The following is a 22526-nucleotide window of genomic DNA, read 5'->3' on the forward strand; positions in this document are numbered from 1 at the left end:
AATACCCTCGCTTTCTGAAAAGGTGGTGATAACAAGTAGTTGCCTTTCAATGTTGGCTAATAATCAAACAGAAAATATGCCTAGAATTCTTATAAAAATCGCGACTTTTCTACTCTTTTGCATTTCTATGGCAAATTCTGCCTATGCATTAACCTTAAACTCTACTTCTTTAGGCGTTCAAGATGGTTTATCACAAAGCAATGTGACCTCCATTGTCGAAGATGCCGATGGTTATATCTGGATAGGAACAGTCAATGGCCTTAATCGATATGACGGTAAAGAGTTTCGCCATTACTTCCCATCCAAAGAGAATGAACTCCCAAGTGCATTCATTCGTAGTCTATTTATCAGCGATACGGGTGTAATGTACATAGGTACTGATAAAGGTCTAGCTGTTTATGATTCATTAACCGATAGAGTGATCTCAATAAAGTCAGGCGACTTTCTTAAAGAACAAGCTATTTGGTCAATATCTGATAATGGAAATGAAATTATTATTGGGGCAGAGAATGCAGTTTATATAACACAAGAAAATTCAAAAGAAGCTGTTCTTGAATTATTAAACTCCTACAGTGGCGATTATAATGGAGTAAAGCAAGCAATTCATTTCAAGAATGAAATATACATAAGGAATTATATAGGCGAAGTTAAATCAATACAAAACACCCATGAACTTTACTTCCAAAAAGCTACAGCAATAAAAGAAATCAACAATAAACTAGTCGTGTTCACAACCGACGGTATATATGAGATGGCAAACGCGTCATTCTCAAAAAAAAATAACGATTCATTTATAAGCGTTTCCTCTGGAGATGGGCATTTCGCATTAAAAGAAAGTGCCATCTATGATATATCGAAACTTACAAGCCCTTTATTAATCGGAACCCCATCTCTATCAGAAAGAGAACTAAACCTGTCAAGGATAAATATTTTTAGAGGGTTAAATAAAACCTTCATAGCACATCAAAATGAAGGGGTAATTATAATAGATGATAATTATAATCTCATCCAAAGTATTACTAACAACATTGGCAACGTATGGTCTATATCTGAAGACGACGAAAATAAAATTTTAGTAACTACTGAGGATAGTAAACTAAAACTGTATAACTTAGAATTTGAACTAATTAAAGAATATGAAACTGGACTATATGGAAACAAATCAGCTTTAACGGTTGATAACAATATATACATTGCCAGCGATCTAGGCCTTTTTTCTATCAATAAACAGACTGAAGTCTTATCCAGTGTGAACCAAGGTTCATACTTCCTGTTAGAGAAATTAAACGATGGTAAGACCATAGTTGCTGGTTCATCAAATGGATCCATATTAAAATATAACACTCTAGACAAATCATCTAAGAACATTAGAATTGACAGAGTAAACCCTATATTTGACATTCAAGAACTAAATAACTCTTTGTATGTTGGTACGCAAAGCGGCCTATATAAAGTTGAAAACAACAAAACAAAAATAATATATGACGAAAACTTTGTAACAAGCATTACAAAATCTGGTAGTTCACTATACTTCGGAACAAGCACTGGGATAAAAAAGTACTCAACAACGAGAAACAGCATTGAAGATGTTTACTCCAACAAAAAACCGATATTTTCTTTAGCCATAAATAATCAACAGTTATACGCATCATCGATAAATGAAGTGATCATTCATAACTTCAAAAACACTTCAACTTCAATACTAACTAATGAGTTAGGAGCGCAAGAAGAATACAATTTACAATCTATCCTAGACAATGATAGTGAAGTTTATATTGGTGGTATTTCCGGAGTCAGTAGAATAATCACTAAAGAATTGAATTCTTTTTTAGAACGCAACACTCCGCCTATAACCGAACTAACAGAACTTTCGATCTTTAATATTATCGAAGAACCAAATGGCTCCGTACTAAAAAATCAATTATCTCAGACAGATAAAATAAAGTTGAAATATTCTGACTACCCCTTCACTCTATCTTTTAGCAGCCCAGGCAGCTCTTTTAAACATATTAACTATGTATATCAAATGCAGGGACTTTCGGAATCTCAGATCCAATCAAAAGGCACAAATTCGGCAACCTATACCAATTTGTCTCCAGGGGATTATATTTTTTCCATCTATGCAATAGACCCTGTTACGGGTAAGAAAGGACAAATTCGTGAGTTAAATATTGAGATCACACCACCTTGGTGGTTATCAATCACGGCGAAGTTTATCTATCTACTCTGTTTCATATTCATCTCTATCTTAATTATCAAAACCATACTACGTCGGCGTGAAATTCAAAGACAGATAGCCAAGAGTGAGGAGCGCCTTAAGCTTTCTCTTTGGGGAAGTGGCGATGAAATGTGGGACTGGGACATTGAAACAGGCCAAATTTACCGCTCAAATATCTGGGGCTCCCTAGAGTTCCCTCAAGATGGACAGCGTTCAGGTAATAATGGGGAAGAGAGTAACATCCACCCAATGGATCAGGAGCGTGTCCGCGAAGCATTAAATAAACATTTTTACGGTGAAACCGATCACTTTGAAGCGGCCTATCGAGTCAAAGGCAAATCAAACGACTGGGTTTGGATCTTAGATAGAGCGAAAATTGTTGAACGTGATGAAAACGATAATGCGCTCAGAATGACAGGAACCATCAAAAACATCAGCAACTTTAAGCAAGCCGAAGAACAATTAAGATTGTTTGAACGGGCCATTCAGAATATTTCTGAAGGTATGTTTATTCTCGATAGAAACTTTAAGTTTGTAGAAGTGAATGAAGCATGCTGCGACTTATCTATGATGAGTAAGAATGAGCTCATTGGCACCCTATTTAATTTTGATCTCTATCCAGATAGCTATTCAGAGCAGATCCGTTCAATACTTAAGCAACAAGGCCGTTGGAACAATGAAGTCGAATCAATAAGAGGCAACGGCAGCAGCTTTTTAATGGAGCTCTCCGTCGATGCTATTTATGATGAGCAAGGCGAACTATCACATTTTGTAGGTGTATTCTCCGATGTCAGTCGCCGTAAACAACAAGAAGAAGAGCTTAGAAAACTCACAAACAACGATCTGCTAACTAACTTACCTAACCGTTCTAATTTGATGGTAACCCTTGGCAACCTAGTCAAGAGAGACTCTCACCATACTCTGATGGTTTTAGATTTAGATAATTTTAAGAAAATTAATGATTCATTAGGGCATCAAGCCGGAGATGAACTTTTAGTACAAGTGTCAGAACGTATTCAAGTCGCCGTACCTAGTCATACCAGTATCTATCGCTTAGGTGGAGATGAGTTTGCAATATTAGTTGATAAAAATCCTGATATCGGGACTAGCGCCATAATTGCCAAAAACGTTATTCACGCCTTCGAAGCCTCTTTTGAACTAAGCAGTGAAAAAGTCGTCGTTGGTTTAAGTATTGGTATTGTGTTGTATCCAGAAGATGATCAAAACGAGCAGGCGCTCCTAAGAAAGGCAGATATCGCTATGTATCATGCTAAATCAGCAGGTGGTAACCGTTATCAATTCTACTCTGAATCCTTGAACAAAAATGCCATTCGCCAGTTAGAAGTTGAAAACCTGATTAGAGATGGCCTTAAAGACGATCTATTTGAAGTCTATTATCAGCCTAAAGTCGATTTAAAAACTGGCCATATGGCGGGAATGGAAGCCTTAGTGCGCTTAAATCACCCAGAGCTAGGTTTAATCGCACCTAATGAATTTATCCCATTAGCAGAAGAGAATGGCTTGATTGTCGAAATTGGCGATGTAGTACTCAAGAAAGCCTGCTTCGCGGCGCAAAAGTGGCGCTCACAAGGCTTGTTCAACGGACGAGTCGCTGTCAATTTATCGTCGAAACAGTTCGCATTACCTGATTTACAGCAGCGAGTCGAGTCAATTTTACGTCTAACTCAATTACCCGCCGCTAATTTAGAGCTCGAAATAACCGAAGGTACGGTTATTAAAGAGCCTGAAAAAGCAATCAAAGTGATGCAGCAATTATCTAAAATGGGCGTTAGTTTAGCCCTCGACGATTTTGGTACCGGTTACTCATCACTTTCTTATTTAAAGCGCTTTCCTATCCACACTTTAAAAATTGACAAGGCTTTTGTTGATGATATTGACAAGTCTGATCGCGATCTAAAAATGGTCGACTCTATTATCACTATTGCCCACAATATGGGGCTCTCAGTGGTTGGTGAAGGTGTTGAAGATGCCTCTCAGCTCAGTATATTGCGCGCCTTAAAATGTGAAGAGATCCAAGGCTATATCTTCAGCAAGCCTGTGACTGAATCCAAATTTACCCTGCTACTTCAGCAAGACTCGAATAACCAACCAATGACAGCACTCCCCGCAAAAAGAGGTTAAAAGACGCAACGCAGGAAACATTGGCACAACAACTGCAACAACCTTCTCATAAGTCAAAAATATTATTTTATATTTAAAACTCTACGAGAAGGTACAAAATGAAAACAATAATTAAAGGTTTAGTTACTTCTGCAGTCATCGCTTGCTCTATGCCAGCATTCGCATCTCAAAATTCAGATGTAGCTCAATCCAATGTATTTGACCTAAATACAAATATTAGCTTAGCGGGCATTCCAAACATTAGATTCAAGCCTGTACAAACAGCGGGTATTCCAAACATTCGATTCAAGCCTGTACAAACTGCGGGTATCCCAAACATTCGATTCAAGCCTGTGCAAACAGCGGGTATTCCAAACATTCGATTCAAGCCTGTACAAACTGCTGGTATTCCAAACATTCGATTTGCAAACCAAGCAACTGCTTAATAAAGGACATAAAGATGTTTGATTCAATTAAGAAAGTCCTAGGTTTTGAAAAGCCCGCTCGTAAAAAAGTTCAGCTTCCTGAAGGTTTGAACCATTTACAAGTAATCCCAGCTAAAGTCTGGTGGAATTAAGTTCGCCAAAGATTAAGGAGTATGATTATGTTTAATTCATTAATGAAAGTACTTGGATTAGCTAAACCTGCTCGTAAGAAGGTGCAGTTGCCTGATGGCCTAGAGCATCTAGAAGTTATCCCAGCCAAAGGTTGGTGGAACTAACACCAGTATAAGTGAGAGCTTATGCTCGGATAACAAAAAAGGAGCCTAGGCTCCTTTTTTGTTATCTCTATGACCCGTTGTTAGAACAACTTATAGAATAATGGAGATCCCCTGCTTTCCCATAGCCTTACGATAAGCAAGCTGTTTATGGGAGTTAAACAATGGGTATGCAGCAGGGCCTACTAGCGCGCCAGCAATTACCCAACGCTTAACAGGCAAGCCTGCTTTAAATGCTGAATGACCTAAAGAGTAGCCTGAATACACTAATATCAACGCGATAGCGAACAACACTTATCTACACCCCACTTCAAATAAATTAGCCTTTTATAGGCCCTAGCGAAAAACGCTGGACATTATATAACCAAAACCAAACAAATGAGAGTATTTTTCAGGCGACTTATAGCCTAGTTCCCAAAAAAAAGCGGCATCATGTTGCCGCTTTGTTAATTAGTTTTATCCCCTGCCATCAAGATGAGAGAATAAACTATCGATTGTATGCTTTAACTAAAGAAGCTAGTCCCGTCGGCAGCCATTTGCTTTAGTGTATCTGCAGGCTCAAATCGATTACCGTAACGAGCTTGATAGCCCTCTAGAATTTTCACCAAGTGATCGGCTCCAAGCGTGTCAATATAATGAAAAGGTCCACCGAGGAACGGCGGGAAACCAATACCAAAAATTGCGCCAATATCCCCATCTCTAGGACAAGCAATTATCTTCTCCTCAAGACAACGTACCGCTTCGTTTAGCATCTGAACGACACAGCGTTGAGCCACTTCAGACGCTTCTGTATCGACACCGGGCTTAAGCCCTAAAACGCTATAGACAGTTTGATCGACCTCTTTGGTCTTTTTCTTACCGCCATACAGGTAGAAACCTTTACCGTTCTTACGCCCCTTTCTATCATCGGCTAAAAGCTTATCGAAGGCTGCAGGCGCCTTAAAACGCTCCCCTAACTCAGACTCTAAGATAGGTGAAATCTTGGCGCCTACGTCAATTCCCACTTCATCGAGTAACGTCATTGGGCCAACAGGGAAACCAAACTTAACTAACGCCTTATCAAGATGCTCAACGCTCTGCCCTTCAAGCAGTAACTGCGCGGCTTCGTTCATATACAACGCCAAGATTCGGTTAACATAAAACCCTGCACCATCTTGAACAACGATAGGTGTTTTTCCCTGCTTCTTAGCGAACGCCACTGTGGTCGCAATCGTTTCAGCCGATGTTTTAGCATGCGCAATCACTTCAACTAATGGCATTTTCTCGACTGGCGAGAAATAGTGCAGACCGATGACATTTTCTGGTCGGCTCGCCGCTTCTGCAATCTGTCCAATGGGTAAAGAAGAAGTGTTCGAAGCAAAAATAGTATTCTCGCCACACTCACGTTCAACATCTTTGACCATCTGATGTTTTAGAGCTAAATCTTCAAAGACAGCCTCTACCACCATATCGGCATCTTTAATGCCTTTATATTCAGTGGTTGTCGTCATCAACGCCATTAAGTTATCGCGTACTGCTGGGGTCATATGGCGACGTTTAACGCCTTTATCTAAGAGCTTATAAGCATAAGACAGTGCATTGCTTAAACCTGTTTCGTTGATATCTTTTACCCGTGCAGGAATTTTAGCTTTAGTCGTGGTTACAGAGGCAATTCCGCCCCCCATTAAACCACCGCCTAACACCATGACCTTTTTCACTGTACGCGGCTTCACATCACCAGCGCCCGTTTCTTTCTTCATCTCAGTGGTGGCAAAGAAGATACTGCGCAATGACTCAGACTCTTTTGACATTACCAGTTCAGCAAAATGACTTGCTTCCACCTCAAGCCCTTTTACCATGCCTTTAGTCATACCTTGGCATACACAGTCGATGATCTTCGCGGGTGCGGGAAAATTACCTTGGGTCTTTTTCGCTACTTGTTTGCCAGCCTGATCGAAAATAATGTTACGGCCCGCACTCGTGCCCTCAAGCAACTTGTTGATAAAAGGCTGTTTCTTTTTCTTAGCAGGACGCTTTCCCGCTAATGCCATCTCTACCGCTGTGCGCAGCAAAATTGACTCAGGCACAGCATCATCGACTAAGCCCATCTTAACTGCCTGCTTAGGACGAAGTTGTTTACCTGTCAGCATCATATCTAGCGCAGTAGTTACGCCAACTAAACGCGGCAGACGTTGAGTGCCACCGCCGCCAGGCAACAAACCTAGCTGCACTTCAGGCACACCCATCATGGTTTTTGGATTAAGGGAGCAAACTCGCTGATGACACGCCAGAGCCAGCTCCAAACCGCCACCTAAACAAGCACCATTAATTGCAGCAACCACTGGAATGGTTAAGCTTTCTAACTCGTTAAATACTACGTGCCCCTGCTGAGATAACAGCTTAGCATCGGCGGCTGTTTCACAGGCATCGAGCATTGAAATATCTGCGCCCGCAACAAAGGAGTCCTTCTTTCCAGAAACTAACACAAGACCTTTGATACTGGCATCGGCCTTAATTTCGGCAAGGACCTCACTGATCTCAGGGCCAAACTCGCTGCGAAGCGTGTTCATGGTTTCGCCTGGTACGTCCATAGTCAATATGGCAATACCATCATCACGACGAGCTAAATTAAATGTCTTTTCCATAAGAGTTACTCCACTTCCACAATCATTGCTGCACCTAACCCACCCGCAGCACATGCTGTTGCGAGACCCGTACCACCACCGCGGCGCTTGAGTTCATGACACACCTGAGTCACTAAGCGCGTGCCCGTCGCAGCAAATGGGTGACCGTAGGCCAAAGAGCCACCAAGCACATTAAACTTACTCATATCGATTTCACCTATAGCTCGATTACGACCAAGTTTCTCTTCGGCAAATTTTTTCGAGCCAAACATTTGCATGTTAGCCAAGGTTTGCGCAGCAAAGGCTTCATGCATCTCAATTAAGGTTAAGTCCTCAAGCTCCATCCCTGCACGCTTAAGCGCCAAAGGCGTGGCGTAAGATGGCCCCATCAACATGTCTTCCCAAACATCGATGGCGGTGAAAGCGTAACTCTTAATGTAACCAATAGGTGTGTAACCCAATGCTTTTGCACGACCTTCACTCATCAAGAGTACGGCCGATGCACCATCTGTTAATGGCGTACTGTTTGCAGCCGTTACCGAGCCGTGCTTACGATCAAAGGCGGGACGCAATTTTGCGTAAGACTCAAGCTTAGAGTTTTCACGAATGTTGTTATCGCGATCAATAAAGGCTTTATAAGGCGGCACATGGGCAACCATCACCTCTTCGGCCAGCTTGCCTGCATTCCAAGTTTCAGTCGCTAAGGTGTGTGAGCGATGCGCTAACGCATCTTGATCGGCGCGGCTAATGTTATAAGTCTTGGCCATCTGCTCAGCTGTTTGCCCCATAGATAAACCAGTTGAGTATTCGGCAACGGCAGGTGGAACAGGTAATAAGTCTTTAAGGCCTAAGCGACGAAAAATCGAAAGTCTCTGCCCAAGACTGCGGGCTTTATTAAGATCGACCAAGGCATGAGCTAGTTTTTTAGAAACACCGATTGGTAAGACTGACGATGAATCTGCACCGCCCGCGATACCGATATCGAGATTCCCCGTCATGATAGACTCAGCAACGTTGACCGTAGACTGAAAGCTGGTTGCACAAGCACGGGTTACGCTGTAAGCGTCGGTACTAACATTCATGCCCGTACCCAGTACGATTTCCCGAGCGATGTTTGGCGCAGCAGGCATCTGTACCACTTGCCCATAAACAAGTTGCTCAATCTCTTTAGGATCCAACTCTGAGCGAGCAAGCAGTTCATTTACAACCATCTTGCCCATATCTAATGCCGACACACCATGAAAAGCGGTGGCTTGTTTAGCAAATGGTGTACGTAATCCCGAAACAATGGCGATCCGCTCGCCCCTCGCATTCGTCACCTGTTGTCTATCACTCATTTTTCGCCCTCTTATTCTGCACGCCTGAAGTTGCACGCTTTCTTATATCCTTGGGAAACCTATTTATCTTTGAACCAGACAGGTCTGACCATTAAAGTGTGATCTGATTCTAACTTCTTAGTGAAAGGTTTTAAACACTTGTTTGTTTTTTTGTTGTTAAAATATAAAAAAACCATTCATAAACAAACATTAATGAAGCATATTTCTGTTTCAGTTGTCTATAAAGTTACTCACTAACCAATATCAGTAATCACAAGGTTAATTCTTATCTGCACTTTAATCCCTTCGTTAGACCGATTTATCGGCACAAAGAAAAATTGGCACTAGCCAAACCCTAAGGGAATTTTTTACTATGTCGCAGGTCTATATCTAACTAACTTTAAATAAACCGAGTAGCATCATGCCTTTGAGTCGATTTCACGCGTTACGCGAATACTTAAATACTGTCATTTTAGGGCAGCCTATTCTCACCGAGAATCTACTAATTGCATTAATTGCCGACGGGCATCTCTTGGTAGAAGGCCCGCCAGGCCTAGCTAAGACTCGCGCTGTAAAAGCATTGTGTGATGGCGTCGAGGGAGATTTTCACCGTATTCAATTTACGCCAGATCTACTACCAGCTGACTTAACCGGTACTGATATTTATCGCGCGCAAACTGCCACCTTCGAATTTGAAGCTGGCCCCATTTTTCATAATCTTATCTTGGCCGATGAGATTAACCGTGCCCCCGCCAAGGTCCAGTCGGCTTTGTTAGAGGCCATGGCCGAAGGTCAGGTCACTGTAGGTAAGCACAGCTATCAGTTGCCTGAACTGTTTTTGGTCATGGCGACACAAAACCCACTGGAGAACGAAGGTACCTACCCGTTACCCGAGGCGCAGTTAGACAGATTTTTGATGCACCTCAACCTTGATTATCCAAGTGCTGAAACCGAGTTTCAGATCATGAGAATGTCTCGAAATGAAGCGCTTAAGCAAGAACTTCCCCATGTTGAGCCTATTATTCAAGGGGATATTTTTGCAGCTCGTGAGCACGCACTACAAATTTATCTTGCCGAGCCTTTAGAGAAATACATCGTCGATATCATCATGGCAACCCGTAAACCTGAGGCCTATAGCCAAGAGTTAGCCAGTTGGCTTGAATACGGCGTCAGCCCTCGTGCCACCCTGTCGCTTGAACGTTGTGCTCGTGCGCGCGCCTACTTATATGAACGTGACTTTGTTTCTCCAGAAGATATTCAGGCTGTTGCTCCCAACGTGCTGCGTCATCGTTTGCTGTTGAGCTATCAGGCACAAGCCGATGGCATCAGTGCTGATGACGTGATCAACCATATTCTTTCTCAAGTTGCGGTCCCTTAATGGTCAACTCTGAACTGCCGTTGTTTAGCGACGGCATTAATATTACCGAAAAAGAGTTACTGGCCTGCCAGAGCCTTGCCAAAGCCTTACCCGAAAAACGGGCTAAAGCCAAAGCGAGCCTAGCGGGTCATAGAGCGAGCTTAATCAAAGGTCGAGGCATGGAGTTTGCCGAAGTTCGTCATTATCAAAGTGGTGATGACGTGCGTACCATCGACTGGCGAGTCACGGCAAGAACCGGTAAGGCTCACACTAAGCTGTTTGTCGAAGAGCGTGAACGCCCTGTGCTACTACTGCTCGACCTTAGCCATAGCCTCTATTTTGGTTCAAGCCTGATGTTACAGTCGGTACAGGCGGCCCATCTTGCTACCACTCTTGGCTGGAGTGCTATTTTACATGGCGACCGCCTTGGGGCGTTAATCGCTACCGAGCAAGAACATATTGAACTTAAGCCGCGAAGTCGCCAACAAGGCATATTGCAAGTGATCTCTGCAATTAAAAACTTGCATACCAGACAACTGCAGAATATCGCCGACCAGACTCCAGAGCCTGAGCATCTGCTAAAGGCCTGTCAACGCCTTCGCCGTTTAGCCAAGCCTGGCTCACTCATCTGGATAGTTTCCGATGGCAGTAACTTCACGCCAAGTTGCTTGGCAGCGCTGTCAGACTTGAAGCGTCACTGCGATTTAGGCGCCTTCTTGATCACCGACCCGCTTCGCCAAGGACTACTCGATCTACCTAAGCATTTTCAGCTTCCAGTAAGAGAAGGTAACAAAGAGCTGCTCCTCGACAGAAACAGTTACCAGCAGTGGCTAACTAGTCAGCAACATCAACAAGATCAATTTATTGAAATGATGCAAAAACTTAACGTTCAAACCCGCATTGTTGATGCAGGGCTCAGACTCAATCAACAGTTAGGGGCATTGCGATAGATGAGCAATCCAGTCAACCCAGCTCTTGCTTCAATGCAAGACATTCAGACACCCGCTGAAATAGGTTTGTGGCCACTCGCTTATGGCTATTGGCTCAGTCTGATTATCCTCATAGTCATTACCACCTTACTCATCGTCTGGTTTAGAAAACGTCGACAAGTCGGCGCAGCAAAGCGAATGGTACTGACAGAGCTTGCGACATTAGATCAAAACAGTCCGCAATTTGCCGTTGAGGTGAGTAGCCTGCTTAAACGTGCAGCCATGAGCTACACCAGCCGCGAGCAGGTCGCACAGCTCAGTGGCGATGACTGGTACCAATGGCTAAACGCACAGACTAATAAACCGCAAGTTGAGCTATGTAAGCTGTTAGCCCTGCGCTATCAAAAGGCTCAGCTTAGTGAAGATGAAAAACAAGCTCTAATGCTTCATGCTCAAGGCTGGTTAAAAGCAGCGCTGCCATTAAGAAAAATGTCCTCTATCAGCCCGAAAAGTAGTGAGGTAAGTCAATGTTAACCCTCGCCTGGCCATTTTTATTGCTGCTACTGCCTCTACCGCTGATATTTAGAAATAAACAGCAGAAACAACCTCAGGGCGGCCATCTACTGTTACCCGGAGCCAGCTTACCCGGCCAAGTGGCTATCACCGAAAAAAGCCGACAAACTAGAAAACGTTACTGGTTAGTATGGTGCTTGCTGGTATTAGCCTGTGCCCGTCCACTTTGGGTTGGAGAGGCTATCGAACTGCCGAGTAAAGGTCGTGACCTTATGTTATCGGTCGATCTCTCCGGCAGTATGCAAATTGAAGACATGGTGATAGACGGTAAGGTGGTTGATCGCTTTACTCTGATCCAACATGTCATTAGTGACTTTATTGAACGCAGAAAAGGCGATCGTATCGGTCTTATCCTTTTTGCCGACCATGCCTATCTGCAGTCACCATTGACCCAAGATAGACGCTCTGTAGCACAATATCTAAAAGAAGCCCAAATCGGCCTAGTCGGTAAACAAACTGCCATTGGTGAAGCGATTGCCCTGGGTGTTAAACGTTTCGATAAAGTCGAACAGAGTAATCGAGTGTTAATTTTACTCACAGATGGTTCTAACAACGCTGGCGCGATAACGCCAGAGCAAGCTAGCCAGATTGCCGCCCAAAGAGGGATCACCATCTATACCATAGGCGTTGGCGCCGATGTCATGGAACGCAGAACCCTATTTGGCAAAGAAAGGGTCAACCCATCTATGGATCTAGACGAGTCTCAATTGCAAGAGATTGCCAAAGTCACTGGCGGCCAGTATTTCAGAGCCCGCAATACCGAGGAGTTAGAGCAGATCTATCAGGTAATCGATACCTTGGAGCCAGTGAGTCGCGATCAACTCAGTTATCGACCGCAGTCAGAGCTGTTTTACTGGCCACTGGCCTTAGCTTTACTGGCATCAATCATTAATGCTTTAACTAATATTACAGCCTTTAGAGCAAGCTTTAGCGCTAAGTCTCACTTTGTAAAAGGAGGACGTTAACCATGCATTTCCTACGTCCCGAATGGTTTGTAGCCCTTATTCCATTGGCTATATTGCTATTAGTTTTATTTAAGAGCAAAGCCGCTAGCTCAAGTTGGAACCGCTATATCGCCCCGCACTTAGCTAAGGTGCTTGTTGGCGGCTCGATGAAAAAGAAGCACAACAACATTGCTTACCTAGCACTGGCTTGGTTTATTGCCGTATTCGCCCTATCTGGCCCAGCGCTTGAGAAAAGAGCCCTGCCAGTTTATGAGTCAGCGCAAGGGCGCGTCATCGTCATGGACATGTCTTTGTCTATGTATGCCAATGACTTAGTGCCAAACCGTTTAACTCAGGCAAAATTTAGGGCCACAGATCTTATCGATGCTCTATCGGAAGGTGAAACTGGGCTGATAGCCTATGCGGGTGATGCGTTTACTATTAGCCCACTCACTCGAGATAAAGCGACGCTATTAAACCTGCTGCCAACCCTAACGCCAAGTATCATGCCAGTAAGAGGCTCCAACCTTGAGACCGCAATCATTCAGGCAAAGTCGTTACTAAGCCAAGGTGGGCATGTACGCGGGGACATTATTTTGTTCACCGACGGCGTAAGCTCAACCCAATTTAAGCTTGCTAAATCAGCACTAAGCGGCAGTCAGTACCGACTGGCAATTATCGCCTTCGGTAGCCAACAAGGTTCGCCGATTAAGTTACCCGATGGTCAGTTACTACGTGATAACTCCAATCAGATTGTCGTCGCAAAAACCGATTACAACTTACTAAAGGAGCTCGCTTCTGAGGCAAATGGTATTCTAGTACTAAGCCGCGCGGACGGTGGCGATATCACTCAAATTAAGCAGTGGCTAGCCAATACTCAAGATACAAAAGCCAGCGATCTCGAAGGGGAAACGTGGCAAGATCTAGGCCCCTACTTTGCTCTACTCTTGCTGCTACCGGCACTGTTGAGTTTTAGAAACGGCATGATGGCAAGTGTTGCGCTTTTAGTCTTGTTTCAGCCTAGCGGCCAAGTCTACGCCAGCACTTGGGATGATCTTTGGCAGACCCAAGATCAACAAGCGATGCAGGCTTATCAGGCGCAAGACTATCAAGGCGCTGCAAGTCGATTCGAGAGTCCACAATGGCAAGCGAGTGCGCTTTATAAAGCAGGTAATTTTGAAGAGGCCCTCAAGGCTTTTGAGAAAGATGACTCCGCCAACGGCCTTTATAATCAAGGTAATAGTTTGATGCAATTAGGCAAGTATCCCGAGGCGCAAGAGCGTTATCAATCTGCGCTTGCCAAGGATCCTCAGCTTGATTCCGCTAAGAGTAACCTTGATCTAGCCAAACAACTACAACAGCAAGATCAGCAGCAACAGAATTCTGAACAAAGCTCTAATGACAGTTCTGATAACAGTTCTGATAACAGTTCAGAAAAAAATTCTGATAACGGTTCAGATAACAGTTCAGAGAATGAGTCGGAACAAAATCAAAGTGGAGAGTCTAAAGGCTCTGACTCACAAGCTAAAAGTAATCAGCAAGACGCTCAATCGGAGCAGCAAGACAATGCCAAATCTGATAAGAGCCAATCTCAAGAGCAAGAGGCTAGTGAGCAACAGCAGGCAAATAATGAAGCTGAAATGCAAGCAAACCCTGATGACGAAAAGGCTGATGAAAACAAGGCTGAACAAAATCAAACTAATAGTCAGTCTGCACAACAAGCTCAAAAGCAGGAAGAGCTAGCTAAACAGCAAGCGCAATCTGCAGCAAAGGCTGAGGCCGATGAGCCAAATAAAGCAGCCGAGCAAACAGAGCAAGTCGCCGCGAGTGCCATGCCAACAGATGAGCCGCTCCCTCCTGAAATGGAGCGAGCACTGCGGGCCGTTGCAGATGATCCACAGGTCTTACTGCGAAATAAAATGCAACTTGAATATCAGAAACGTCGCCAACAAGGCATCAATTCTAAGGAAAACGAACAGTGGTAATACGGCATATTTTTTTACTCGCGATTATCGCCCTCACAGCCGCCTTTCCAGCTAGCGCGATCACATCGCTTCAGGCCTCTGTCGACCGTAACCCAGTTATGGAAGGTGAGTCTTTAATCCTAACAGTTACCGCAGATGACGATCTAAACAGCGGAAAACTCGATACATCTAAGCTGTTGAAAGACTTTATCGTTGGCCGAACCAGTATCAGTCGAAGCAAGCAGATAATGAATTTCGATGCTAGCAACGAGACCCGCTGGCAAGTGCTACTATCGCCTAAAAATATAGGCACAGTCACTATTCCAGCTTTTACTATCGATGGCATAAGCTCTAATCCAATCTCTTTATCTGTTGTAAAAACCGGTTCACAGCCGCAACAGATGAAAGACATCTTTATGCGCGCCAACCTGTCGAGTAAGCAGGCTTATGTGGGCCAGATGCTCACTTACAAGGTTAAGCTCTATTTAGCGCTAGAGTTACAGCGCGGTGTATTAAATGCACCAAACTTAGAAGGTGCGCAGATAAAGCAGCTGGGTGAAGACAAAGACAGCACAGATGTCGTTAATGGTCGCCGATACCGAGTTATTGAACGAAACTATGCGATTGTCGCCGACCAGCCAGGAGAGCTCACCATTGACGGTGCCAGCTTTGCCGGTGATGTCATGGTGCAGTCAAGACGCAACGGCGCTATGTTCTCTTTCAATGAAAGTAGACCGACACAGACTCAAGCACCAAAAATGACGGTACTCATCAAGCCTATTCCTGCTGACTATCATGGGCAGTGGCTAGTATCTGACTTGGTTGTATTAAAAGAAGATTGGCCTGAAACACAGACCGAATTTAAAGTTGGCGACCCTATCACTCGCACCATCAACTTACTGGCATCCAACGCCGATGAAACCAGTCTGCCTGACATTGTCATTAAGTCACCGAGCGCACTAAAAGCCTACCCAGAAAAGCCACAACGTAACACATTTCTGCGCGATAACCAGATGGTGTCGCAACTGACTCAAACAACGGCAATTGTCGCCACCCAAGCTGGCACGTATACCTTGCCTGAAATCAAGGTCCCTTGGTGGAATCCACATCTGAATAAACAGCAATTTGCGACTTTACCTGCGCGCACTATCACGGTGACAGGTGGCGCTGCAATTGAGCCTATACAGCCGCAAATAACCACGCCATCAAGCAATACCCACGCTGGCTTTTGGCCTTGGATATCTTTAGTGCTCGGCTGTTTATGGGTCATCACTTTGCTACTTTGGCTAAAAGAGCGCAGAAACAAGCAAGTAGCGCCCAATATTGAGTCGAGTGCCAAGGCTCCCCTCGCTGTTTCAGGCCTCACGAATCTACAAACAGCTTGCCATACAAAAGATCCCACAGGGGTACTTAATGCGCTTACTCGCTATTATGGCGAGCTATATCAGAGGCCTATGACCCTTAGTCAAATTGCGGCAACAGATATCAACTTAAGCGATTGCATTAACCAATTACAGCAAGCAGCCTACGGTGCAAACCAGCAATCTAGCACGGTAGATTTTGGTCAGATCTTATCTATTGCGAAAATGGCCAAGGCTGAAACAAGCCCAGCTAAGGCTTCAGCACTGGCTAAGCTGAACCCTAGCTAGCAAAGTTGCATAGCTAGACGCGATAAGCCGTTATCGACAATTTATGTCGATAACGGCTTTAATTTTTAAGCACTGCATTTAATCAATAAGCGTCTGCTCACGCTTTAACGCCTCAACAACAAACATTTAAGCTACACACCAAGCTCAACCCAACAAGCCCAGAAAGCCCAGAAAGCCCAACAAATTCAGTGATTGGAATTAACAGTTCAACGAGAGTAAGCTGTGTTTTATTGATCCCGTTAGAAAAATTAAAAATGTTTGATAGTTGGCGCAATAAAAAGTCGAAGTCCACGGTCTCTTCAGACATGGTTAGCAAACAACGACGATACGATAGCCTTGTCAGGGCACTTCACGCTGATATTTACCGTTTCGCCTATTGGCTTTGCGGAGATAAACACGTCGCTGAAGACATCACTCAAGAAACGTTTTTACGTGCTTGGCGCTCGCTCGACTCATTGAAAGACGAGAAAGCTGCAAAAGCTTGGTTAATCACAATTTTACGCCGCGAAAATGCAAGACGCTTTGAGCGTAAACAGTTTAATTACTCAGATGTTGAGCAAGAGTTCATTGAAGATACACTTTCTGGCACAACCGAAGAGCTTGCTGAGCAATACTTAATACGCAGACAGATTTACAACTTAGAACTGGAGTACCGAGAACCCCTGTTATTGCAAGTCATTGGCGGATTTAGTGGTGATGAAATAGCAAAAATTCTCGATTTAAATCGCAATACCGTTATGACACGTTTATTTAGAGCAAGAAACCAACTTAAAGATCAACTCGAGCAACCACAGTTCAGGGGGCAGTCCAATGGATGAGCTTAAGTTTCGCCGTCAGGCATACAGCGAGCCCAACAGCCAAGAAGCTGACTTCCTCGATGCCGCTATGGAGTCAGCTGAAAGAGAAGCCTTCTTAAATGATCTAAAAGGCTTAGATGCTAAAATAGATCGAGCACTCAAAGTTGATGTACCAGACGACCTCGCCGCAAAATTATTGCTGCGTCAGCAACTACAACATCACCATACACAGCGCCGCAAAACAGGGTTTGCGTTTGCCCTCGTGGCTTCGATAGCATTTTTAGCGGGAATGACATTTACTCTACTAAGAATGGGACCTGTTGATCTGAGCCAGCATGCTCTAGCCCATGTTTACCATGAGACCGAAGCGCTCAACATTGAGCAAGATGTACCGTTTCAAACGGTAAACTTTCAACTTGCTTCCCTCGGTGGCAATAACAGTATGAAGTTCATCCAGCAGCCCGGCAGAGTCTTTTACAGTACTTACTGTGATTTTCAAGGGGTAAAAAGCTTGCACTTAGTGATGCAGGGCGAGCAAGAAAAAGTCACTCTGTTTATTGTCCCTCTAGAAGATCGCATGGTACTGGAAGAAGCCTTTGCCGATAACAAGTATCAAGGTATGGGCTTTGAAACCGATAACGCCTACATGTTATTAGTTGGTGAACAAAACCAAGACCTCGATTACGTTAAGAACGAAATTGAACAAACATTCATCTAACAACCTTTACAACCAATGATGCTTAACACGCATCATTGGTTAGATCTTCATCACATTCCCTCGCTTTATTGGGCCTCAGCTCATAGATCTGCTAGCATAGCGCCCACACAAATTGAAAATAAAAGAAGCGTGCATCACACATGACAATTGAATTACCTGTTTTAATTACTTTTATCGCCTATCTCTCTTTAATGATGGGCATAGGCTTATGGGCTTATAAAGCAACAGACTCTGTAGACGATTACATTCTAGGTGGCCGTGGTATGGGGCCTGCGGTTACTGCACTCAGTGTGGGTGCCTCAGATATGTCGGGCTGGTTACTTTTAGGTTTACCCGGAGCCGTATACCTAGGCGGGTTAGGCGAAGCTTGGATTGGCATAGGTCTTGTCTTTGGCGCTTGGCTTAACTGGCTATTTGTCGCTAAACGTTTACGTGTTTATACCCAATTTACTGATAATGCACTGACACTTCCCGACTTCTTCGAGAAACGTTTTGAAGATAATAAAGGCCTGCTAAAGTTAGTTTCAGCTGTGACCATCTTAGTCTTCTTCACCTTTTATGCCTCCTCTGGCATGGTAGGTGGTGCGATTTTATTTGAAAAAGTATTCGGTCTAGATTACACCTTGGCTTTGATCATTGGCTCTACCATTATCGTGGCCTATACCTTCGTTGGTGGTTTCTTTGCCGTTAGTTGGACCGACTTTTTCCAAGGCTGCCTGATGCTTATTGCACTGTTAATTGTCCCTGTGGCTATTTTTAGTCAGCCAGAGACACAAGCAGGCTTGGAAAACATCGACCCAGCAATGCTATCTATGTTCAATGAAAATACCACCTTTATTGGCTTCATATCGCTACTAGCATGGGGACTAGGCTATTTTGGTCAGCCGCATATTCTGTCTCGCTTTATGGCTATAGCCTCACCTGACGATATTCCGGTTTCACGCCGCATCGCCATGGGTTGGATGCTACTAGCCCTTGTCGGTGCGCTGGCAACAGGTATTGCCGGTAGCCTCTACTTTGCAGCTGAGCCACTATCAAACCCTGAAACCGTGTTCATTCACTTAGCCCATGCAGCATTTAATCCGTGGATTGGTGGTTTACTTATCGCAGCTATCTTGTCGGCAATTATGAGTACCATCGATTCGCAGCTTTTAGTCTGTTCGAGTGTGATCACCGAAGATTTCTATAAGAAGTGGTTACGTCCACAGGCGACAAGTAAAGAATTGATGCTTGTCGGCCGTATTGGTGTATTGGCGATTGCCATCATTGCGGGTGTTGTTGCCCTTAATCCAGAAAGCAGCGTACTAGGTTTAGTCAGCTATGCTTGGGCTGGCTTTGGTGCAGCTTTCGGTCCTGTCGTGTTGTTATCTCTATTTTGGCGTGGTTACAGCCGCAATGGTGCAGTCGCGACCATTATTGTTGGTGCACTGACAGTTGTGGTTTGGAAGCAACTTTCAGGTCATATTTTTGACATCTATGAAATCCTTCCAGGCTTCATTCTAGCCAGCCTAGCCGGTGTGGTTATCAGCAAGATGCAAAGCCCATCAGAGACAATTAAACAGCAGTTCGATAGCTTCGAAGCCAAGCTATAGCTGCAATAGAGAGCAGAACAGATAAAAAGCGTACACTTGTACGCTTTTTTTATTTTTACCCATCAGCGCCTAAACCATCAACGACTTACATCCCATTAACACACAACTAAACAAGCTTGCTGCCTCAAGCCTGTGCTGGCTATAGTTTCTAAGACCTAATTTAATTGCTCACTTAATTACCAGCAAAAAAAATGAACTATAATTAACTAATAATTAACAAAAAACCGTTTCTGGTCGGAGTTGTTAGCTTGCACACATCTCCCTACTATGCACTGGTCTAATAAGTGGATCTTGCCGCTAATCATGAAATTAGCCCCAAATAAGCAAGACCAAAAATATAATAGAGATGATAATAATGAAGATTTTCAACAAGACTCTTATTGCTGTATCAGTAGCTCTAGTAAGCACTCAAACAATGGCTGCTGGCTTCCAAATAAATAGCCAATCAGCAACAGGTGTTGGCCGTGCGTTTGCCGGTGATGCTGTAATCGCCGATAACGCATCAGTACTTTCTCGTAACCCAGCTGCTATGGCGTTGTTTGACGAAAAACAACTTTCAATGGGCTTAACTTATGCTGACGTACAAGTTGAAGTTCAGGATGTATTTGTTAACTCAAATCTAGGTGAACTACACTACGGCAATATCGACGATGGCGCCGAAGCAAAAGTTATCCCTAATTTTTACTATGTAAGCCCAGTAAACGACAAGTTCGCCTACGGTGTTGCTATGTTCAGTAACTTCGGTACAGGTACCGATACAAGCGAACTATCACAGCCAAAATCGATCCTTGGTGGCGCCGCGCAAATTCCAGCGCCAGCCGATCTACTAGGTAAAACTGAAGTCACTACTATCAACTTCAACCTAAGTGCCTCATACCGCATCAACGATAACTTGAGTGTGGGTGCTGGTCTTGATGTAATTTATGGCTCTGGCGTACTAACGCGTTCAGGTGAGCTTCCTGTAGCACCTGATGGATCTCTTGTACCTGTAGACCTAGTTGATGTAGATGCTGATGGCATCGCTTTTGGCGGTATTGTGGGTGCCGTATATGAAATCAATGCAGACCACCGTTTTGGTGTCAGCTACCGCTTCAGCCCAGAGTTTACCGCTGATGGTACAGTAAACTACGCAGGTGTTGATTTCGAAGAGATCAATATTCCTCTTCCTGATATTTTCCAAGTTGCTGGTTTCCACCAACTAACAGAAAAGTTTGCACTGCACTATACGGCGCAGATGACGACTTGGGGAGACTTCCACGAAATTACTGTTACTGATCCTTCAGAAGCGCAGCTAAAGAAATATGCGTGGGATGACTCATGGTTATTCAGTGTAGGTGGTACTTATACTCTGAATGACAGCTGGACACTACGTGCGGGTTACATGTTCGACCAAGGTGTTGTTGGTGAAGTGAGCTCTATCTCAATTCCTGATTCAGACCGTCAGTGGTACACTATGGGTGCAACTTACAACCTATCTAAGCACACTAGCCTAGATTTCGGTATTGCATTCGTTCGTGGCGAAGAAACTCAGCTAACAGAACATAGCTCAGTATTAGACGCAGTGGGCCAAGAGATGCCAATCCTTGGTGCTGATTTAGGCACGGTGCATGCGACAACAACATCAAATGCAACATACTACTCTATTCAGTACAACTACAAGTTCTAAGCTAACCGCTTAATTGTATCTCGATAACAAAAGCCGCATACCAATGCGGCTTTTTATTGTTTCATACCCTGCTCTCTAAGTTTGCCCATAAACGCTATAGCACAAACAGCCCCTTTCCCATTACAGCTTAATCTTTGCCGCTCTTGATAGTGACTATTTAATTCAAACACAGTCCATCGCTTTTCTCTAATAAATAATTATTGCACATAAAAACCACTTCCATTAGAATTATTGCATGGACTGGTTTTGATAAGACAATTAAATGAATAATTCCCAGAAAAACGCCCTGAAAAACACTGCCCTACTTGCCTATCTATTAATAAGCTCTCTACCATTTTTGAGCCTATCTGCGTCGGTATCGGCTGAGTCTAGAGCGGCTGCTGACAATAAGCATTTAGAATCAATAACAGTAAGCTTCAAACCCTATCCCAACTGGGTACAGCTAGATGCAGTCATTGAGCCCACCAAGTCCGCTACCGTATCGGCACAAACCTCCGGTCGCATTATCAAGCTCAATTACGATATCAATGATGTGGTTGCAACGGGTGCCCCACTACTTGAGATCACCAGTAAAGAACAAGGCGCCCAGCTCGCCGCAGCAGAAGCCGAATACGCCAAAGCCCGCGCCGTCAATGTCGAAGCCCAGCAGCAGTTTAAACGCTATCAAGCGCTATTTCCTAAGGGAGCCATTTCCAAGGGAGCGATGGATGAAGCCGAAGCTAACGCAAAGTCTGCTCAACAAGCAGTAAGCGCAGCTAAAGCTAGAATTACTCAAGCCAGCGAATCATTAAATTATACTCTTGTCAGTGCGCCATTTGCAGGCATAGTCACCCAAAGACATGTTGAAGAGGGCGAAACAGTAAGCCCTGGGCAAGCCTTATACTCAGGTTACTCCTTAAGCCAGATGCGCGCAGTCACTCAAATCCCCCAGCGTTATGTGGAAGCACTAAAACAACAGCCCAAATTCAAATTAACCTTAGCCAACGGCCAGCAGATAAACAGTGAGCAACTGACACTATTTACCTTTGTTGATCCAAAGTCTCATAGCTATAAAGTACGCATTAACTTACCTGAAAATACAGATGGCCTTATCCCTGGTAGCCTAATTAAAGCCCAATTTGTTAGCGGTAGCCGTAATACCATATTCATCCCCGAGTCGTCATTACTCACCATGAATGAACTCAGCGCCGTCTATATTCAGCAAAATGATGCATGGGTACTCAATCAGGTCAGAACTGGACTCAGCAATAATGGCAAAGTCGAGATCTTAGCAGGATTATCAGAGGGTGATGTAGTTGCTAAAGATGCCTACCACGCACTGTTACTGCTTAAGCAAAGCAATAAACCATGAAACCTAATCG

16 protein-coding genes are annotated in these 22526 nt (G+C 44.0%); 13 read left to right on the top strand and 3 right to left on the bottom strand.

The annotated features are described in order from the left end of the window. Window positions 1-49 precede the first annotated feature (49 nt). Entirely contained in the window at window positions 50-4360 is a 4311-nt protein-coding gene (locus SPEA_RS13755) for an EAL domain-containing protein (protein WP_012155819.1), read from the top strand. Window positions 4361-4458: 98 nt separating this feature from the next. Further along, window positions 4459-4785: a hypothetical protein gene (locus tag SPEA_RS13760; RefSeq protein ID WP_012155820.1), complete on the top strand. Its 327-nt coding sequence runs from the start codon at window positions 4459-4461 to the stop codon at window positions 4783-4785. 365 nt (window positions 4786-5150) lie between these two features. Here the strand turns inward: SPEA_RS13760 and SPEA_RS13765 are convergent, their stop codons facing one another. The 3 genes from SPEA_RS13765 to fadI all read right to left on the bottom strand — a co-directional run bounded on the left by SPEA_RS13765 (window position 5151) and on the right by fadI (window position 8997). Then, window positions 5151-5351: a hypothetical protein gene (locus SPEA_RS13765; protein ID WP_041410972.1), complete on the bottom strand. Its 201-nt coding sequence runs from the start codon at window positions 5349-5351 to the stop codon at window positions 5151-5153. Between the two features lie 209 nt (window positions 5352-5560). After that, window positions 5561-7681, bottom strand: coding sequence for a fatty acid oxidation complex subunit alpha FadJ (fadJ, locus tag SPEA_RS13770; protein ID WP_012155824.1), 2121 nt, complete (start codon window positions 7679-7681; stop codon window positions 5561-5563). Window positions 7682-7686: 5 nt separating this feature from the next. After that, window positions 7687-8997, bottom strand: a complete 1311-nt coding sequence (gene fadI, locus SPEA_RS13775; RefSeq protein WP_012155825.1) for an acetyl-CoA C-acyltransferase FadI — start codon at window positions 8995-8997, stop codon at window positions 7687-7689. A gap of 400 nt (window positions 8998-9397) precedes the next feature. Here fadI and SPEA_RS13780 point away from each other — a divergent pair, with 400 nt between their 5' ends. The 11 genes from SPEA_RS13780 to SPEA_RS13830 all read left to right on the top strand — a co-directional run bounded on the left by SPEA_RS13780 (window position 9398) and on the right by SPEA_RS13830 (window position 22516). Further along, window positions 9398-10354 (top strand): AAA family ATPase, encoded by a 957-nt coding sequence (locus tag SPEA_RS13780; RefSeq protein ID WP_012155826.1) that lies wholly within the window; start codon window positions 9398-9400, stop codon window positions 10352-10354. Continuing rightward, the gene (locus SPEA_RS13785; RefSeq protein ID WP_012155827.1) at window positions 10354-11283 is read left to right on the top strand and encodes a DUF58 domain-containing protein; all 930 of its coding nucleotides are present in this window, start codon (window positions 10354-10356) and stop codon (window positions 11281-11283) included. Before SPEA_RS13780 ends, SPEA_RS13785 begins: the two co-directional genes overlap by 1 nt. Further along, window positions 11284-11796 carry a DUF4381 domain-containing protein gene (locus SPEA_RS13790; RefSeq protein WP_012155828.1) on the top strand — a complete coding sequence of 171 codons (513 nt, stop codon included), beginning with the start codon at window positions 11284-11286 and terminating at the stop codon, window positions 11794-11796. Further along, entirely contained in the window at window positions 11790-12800 is a 1011-nt protein-coding gene (locus SPEA_RS13795; RefSeq protein WP_012155829.1) for a vWA domain-containing protein, read from the top strand. Before SPEA_RS13790 ends, SPEA_RS13795 begins: the two co-directional genes overlap by 7 nt. A 2-nt stretch (window positions 12801-12802) precedes the next feature. Further along, window positions 12803-14764: a vWA domain-containing protein gene (locus SPEA_RS13800; protein ID WP_012155830.1), complete on the top strand. Its 1962-nt coding sequence runs from the start codon at window positions 12803-12805 to the stop codon at window positions 14762-14764. Then, entirely contained in the window at window positions 14758-16392 is a 1635-nt protein-coding gene (locus SPEA_RS13805; protein ID WP_012155831.1) for a BatD family protein, read from the top strand. Before SPEA_RS13800 ends, SPEA_RS13805 begins: the two co-directional genes overlap by 7 nt. A gap of 254 nt (window positions 16393-16646) precedes the next feature. Further along, a complete protein-coding gene (locus SPEA_RS13810) occupies window positions 16647-17210 on the top strand; it encodes a sigma-70 family RNA polymerase sigma factor (RefSeq protein WP_012155832.1) in 564 nt (187 codons plus the stop codon). Next, window positions 17203-17907 (top strand): DUF3379 domain-containing protein, encoded by a 705-nt coding sequence (locus SPEA_RS13815; RefSeq protein WP_012155833.1) that lies wholly within the window; start codon window positions 17203-17205, stop codon window positions 17905-17907. Before SPEA_RS13810 ends, SPEA_RS13815 begins: the two co-directional genes overlap by 8 nt. Window positions 17908-18047: 140 nt before the next feature. Next, on the top strand, window positions 18048-19499 hold the full coding sequence (putP, locus tag SPEA_RS13820; RefSeq protein WP_012155834.1) for a sodium/proline symporter PutP: 1452 nt from the start codon (window positions 18048-18050) through the stop codon (window positions 19497-19499). A 355-nt stretch (window positions 19500-19854) separates the two neighbouring features. Continuing rightward, window positions 19855-21165: an OmpP1/FadL family transporter gene (locus SPEA_RS13825; RefSeq protein ID WP_041410974.1), complete on the top strand. Its 1311-nt coding sequence runs from the start codon at window positions 19855-19857 to the stop codon at window positions 21163-21165. Window positions 21166-21427: 262 nt separating this feature from the next. After that, window positions 21428-22516, top strand: coding sequence for an efflux RND transporter periplasmic adaptor subunit (locus SPEA_RS13830; RefSeq protein ID WP_012155836.1), 1089 nt, complete (start codon window positions 21428-21430; stop codon window positions 22514-22516). The last annotated feature ends 10 nt before the right edge of the window (window positions 22517-22526 follow it).

The sequence above is a fragment of the Shewanella pealeana ATCC 700345 genome (assembly GCF_000018285.1).
GTDB lineage: Bacteria > Pseudomonadota > Gammaproteobacteria > Enterobacterales > Shewanellaceae > Shewanella > Shewanella pealeana.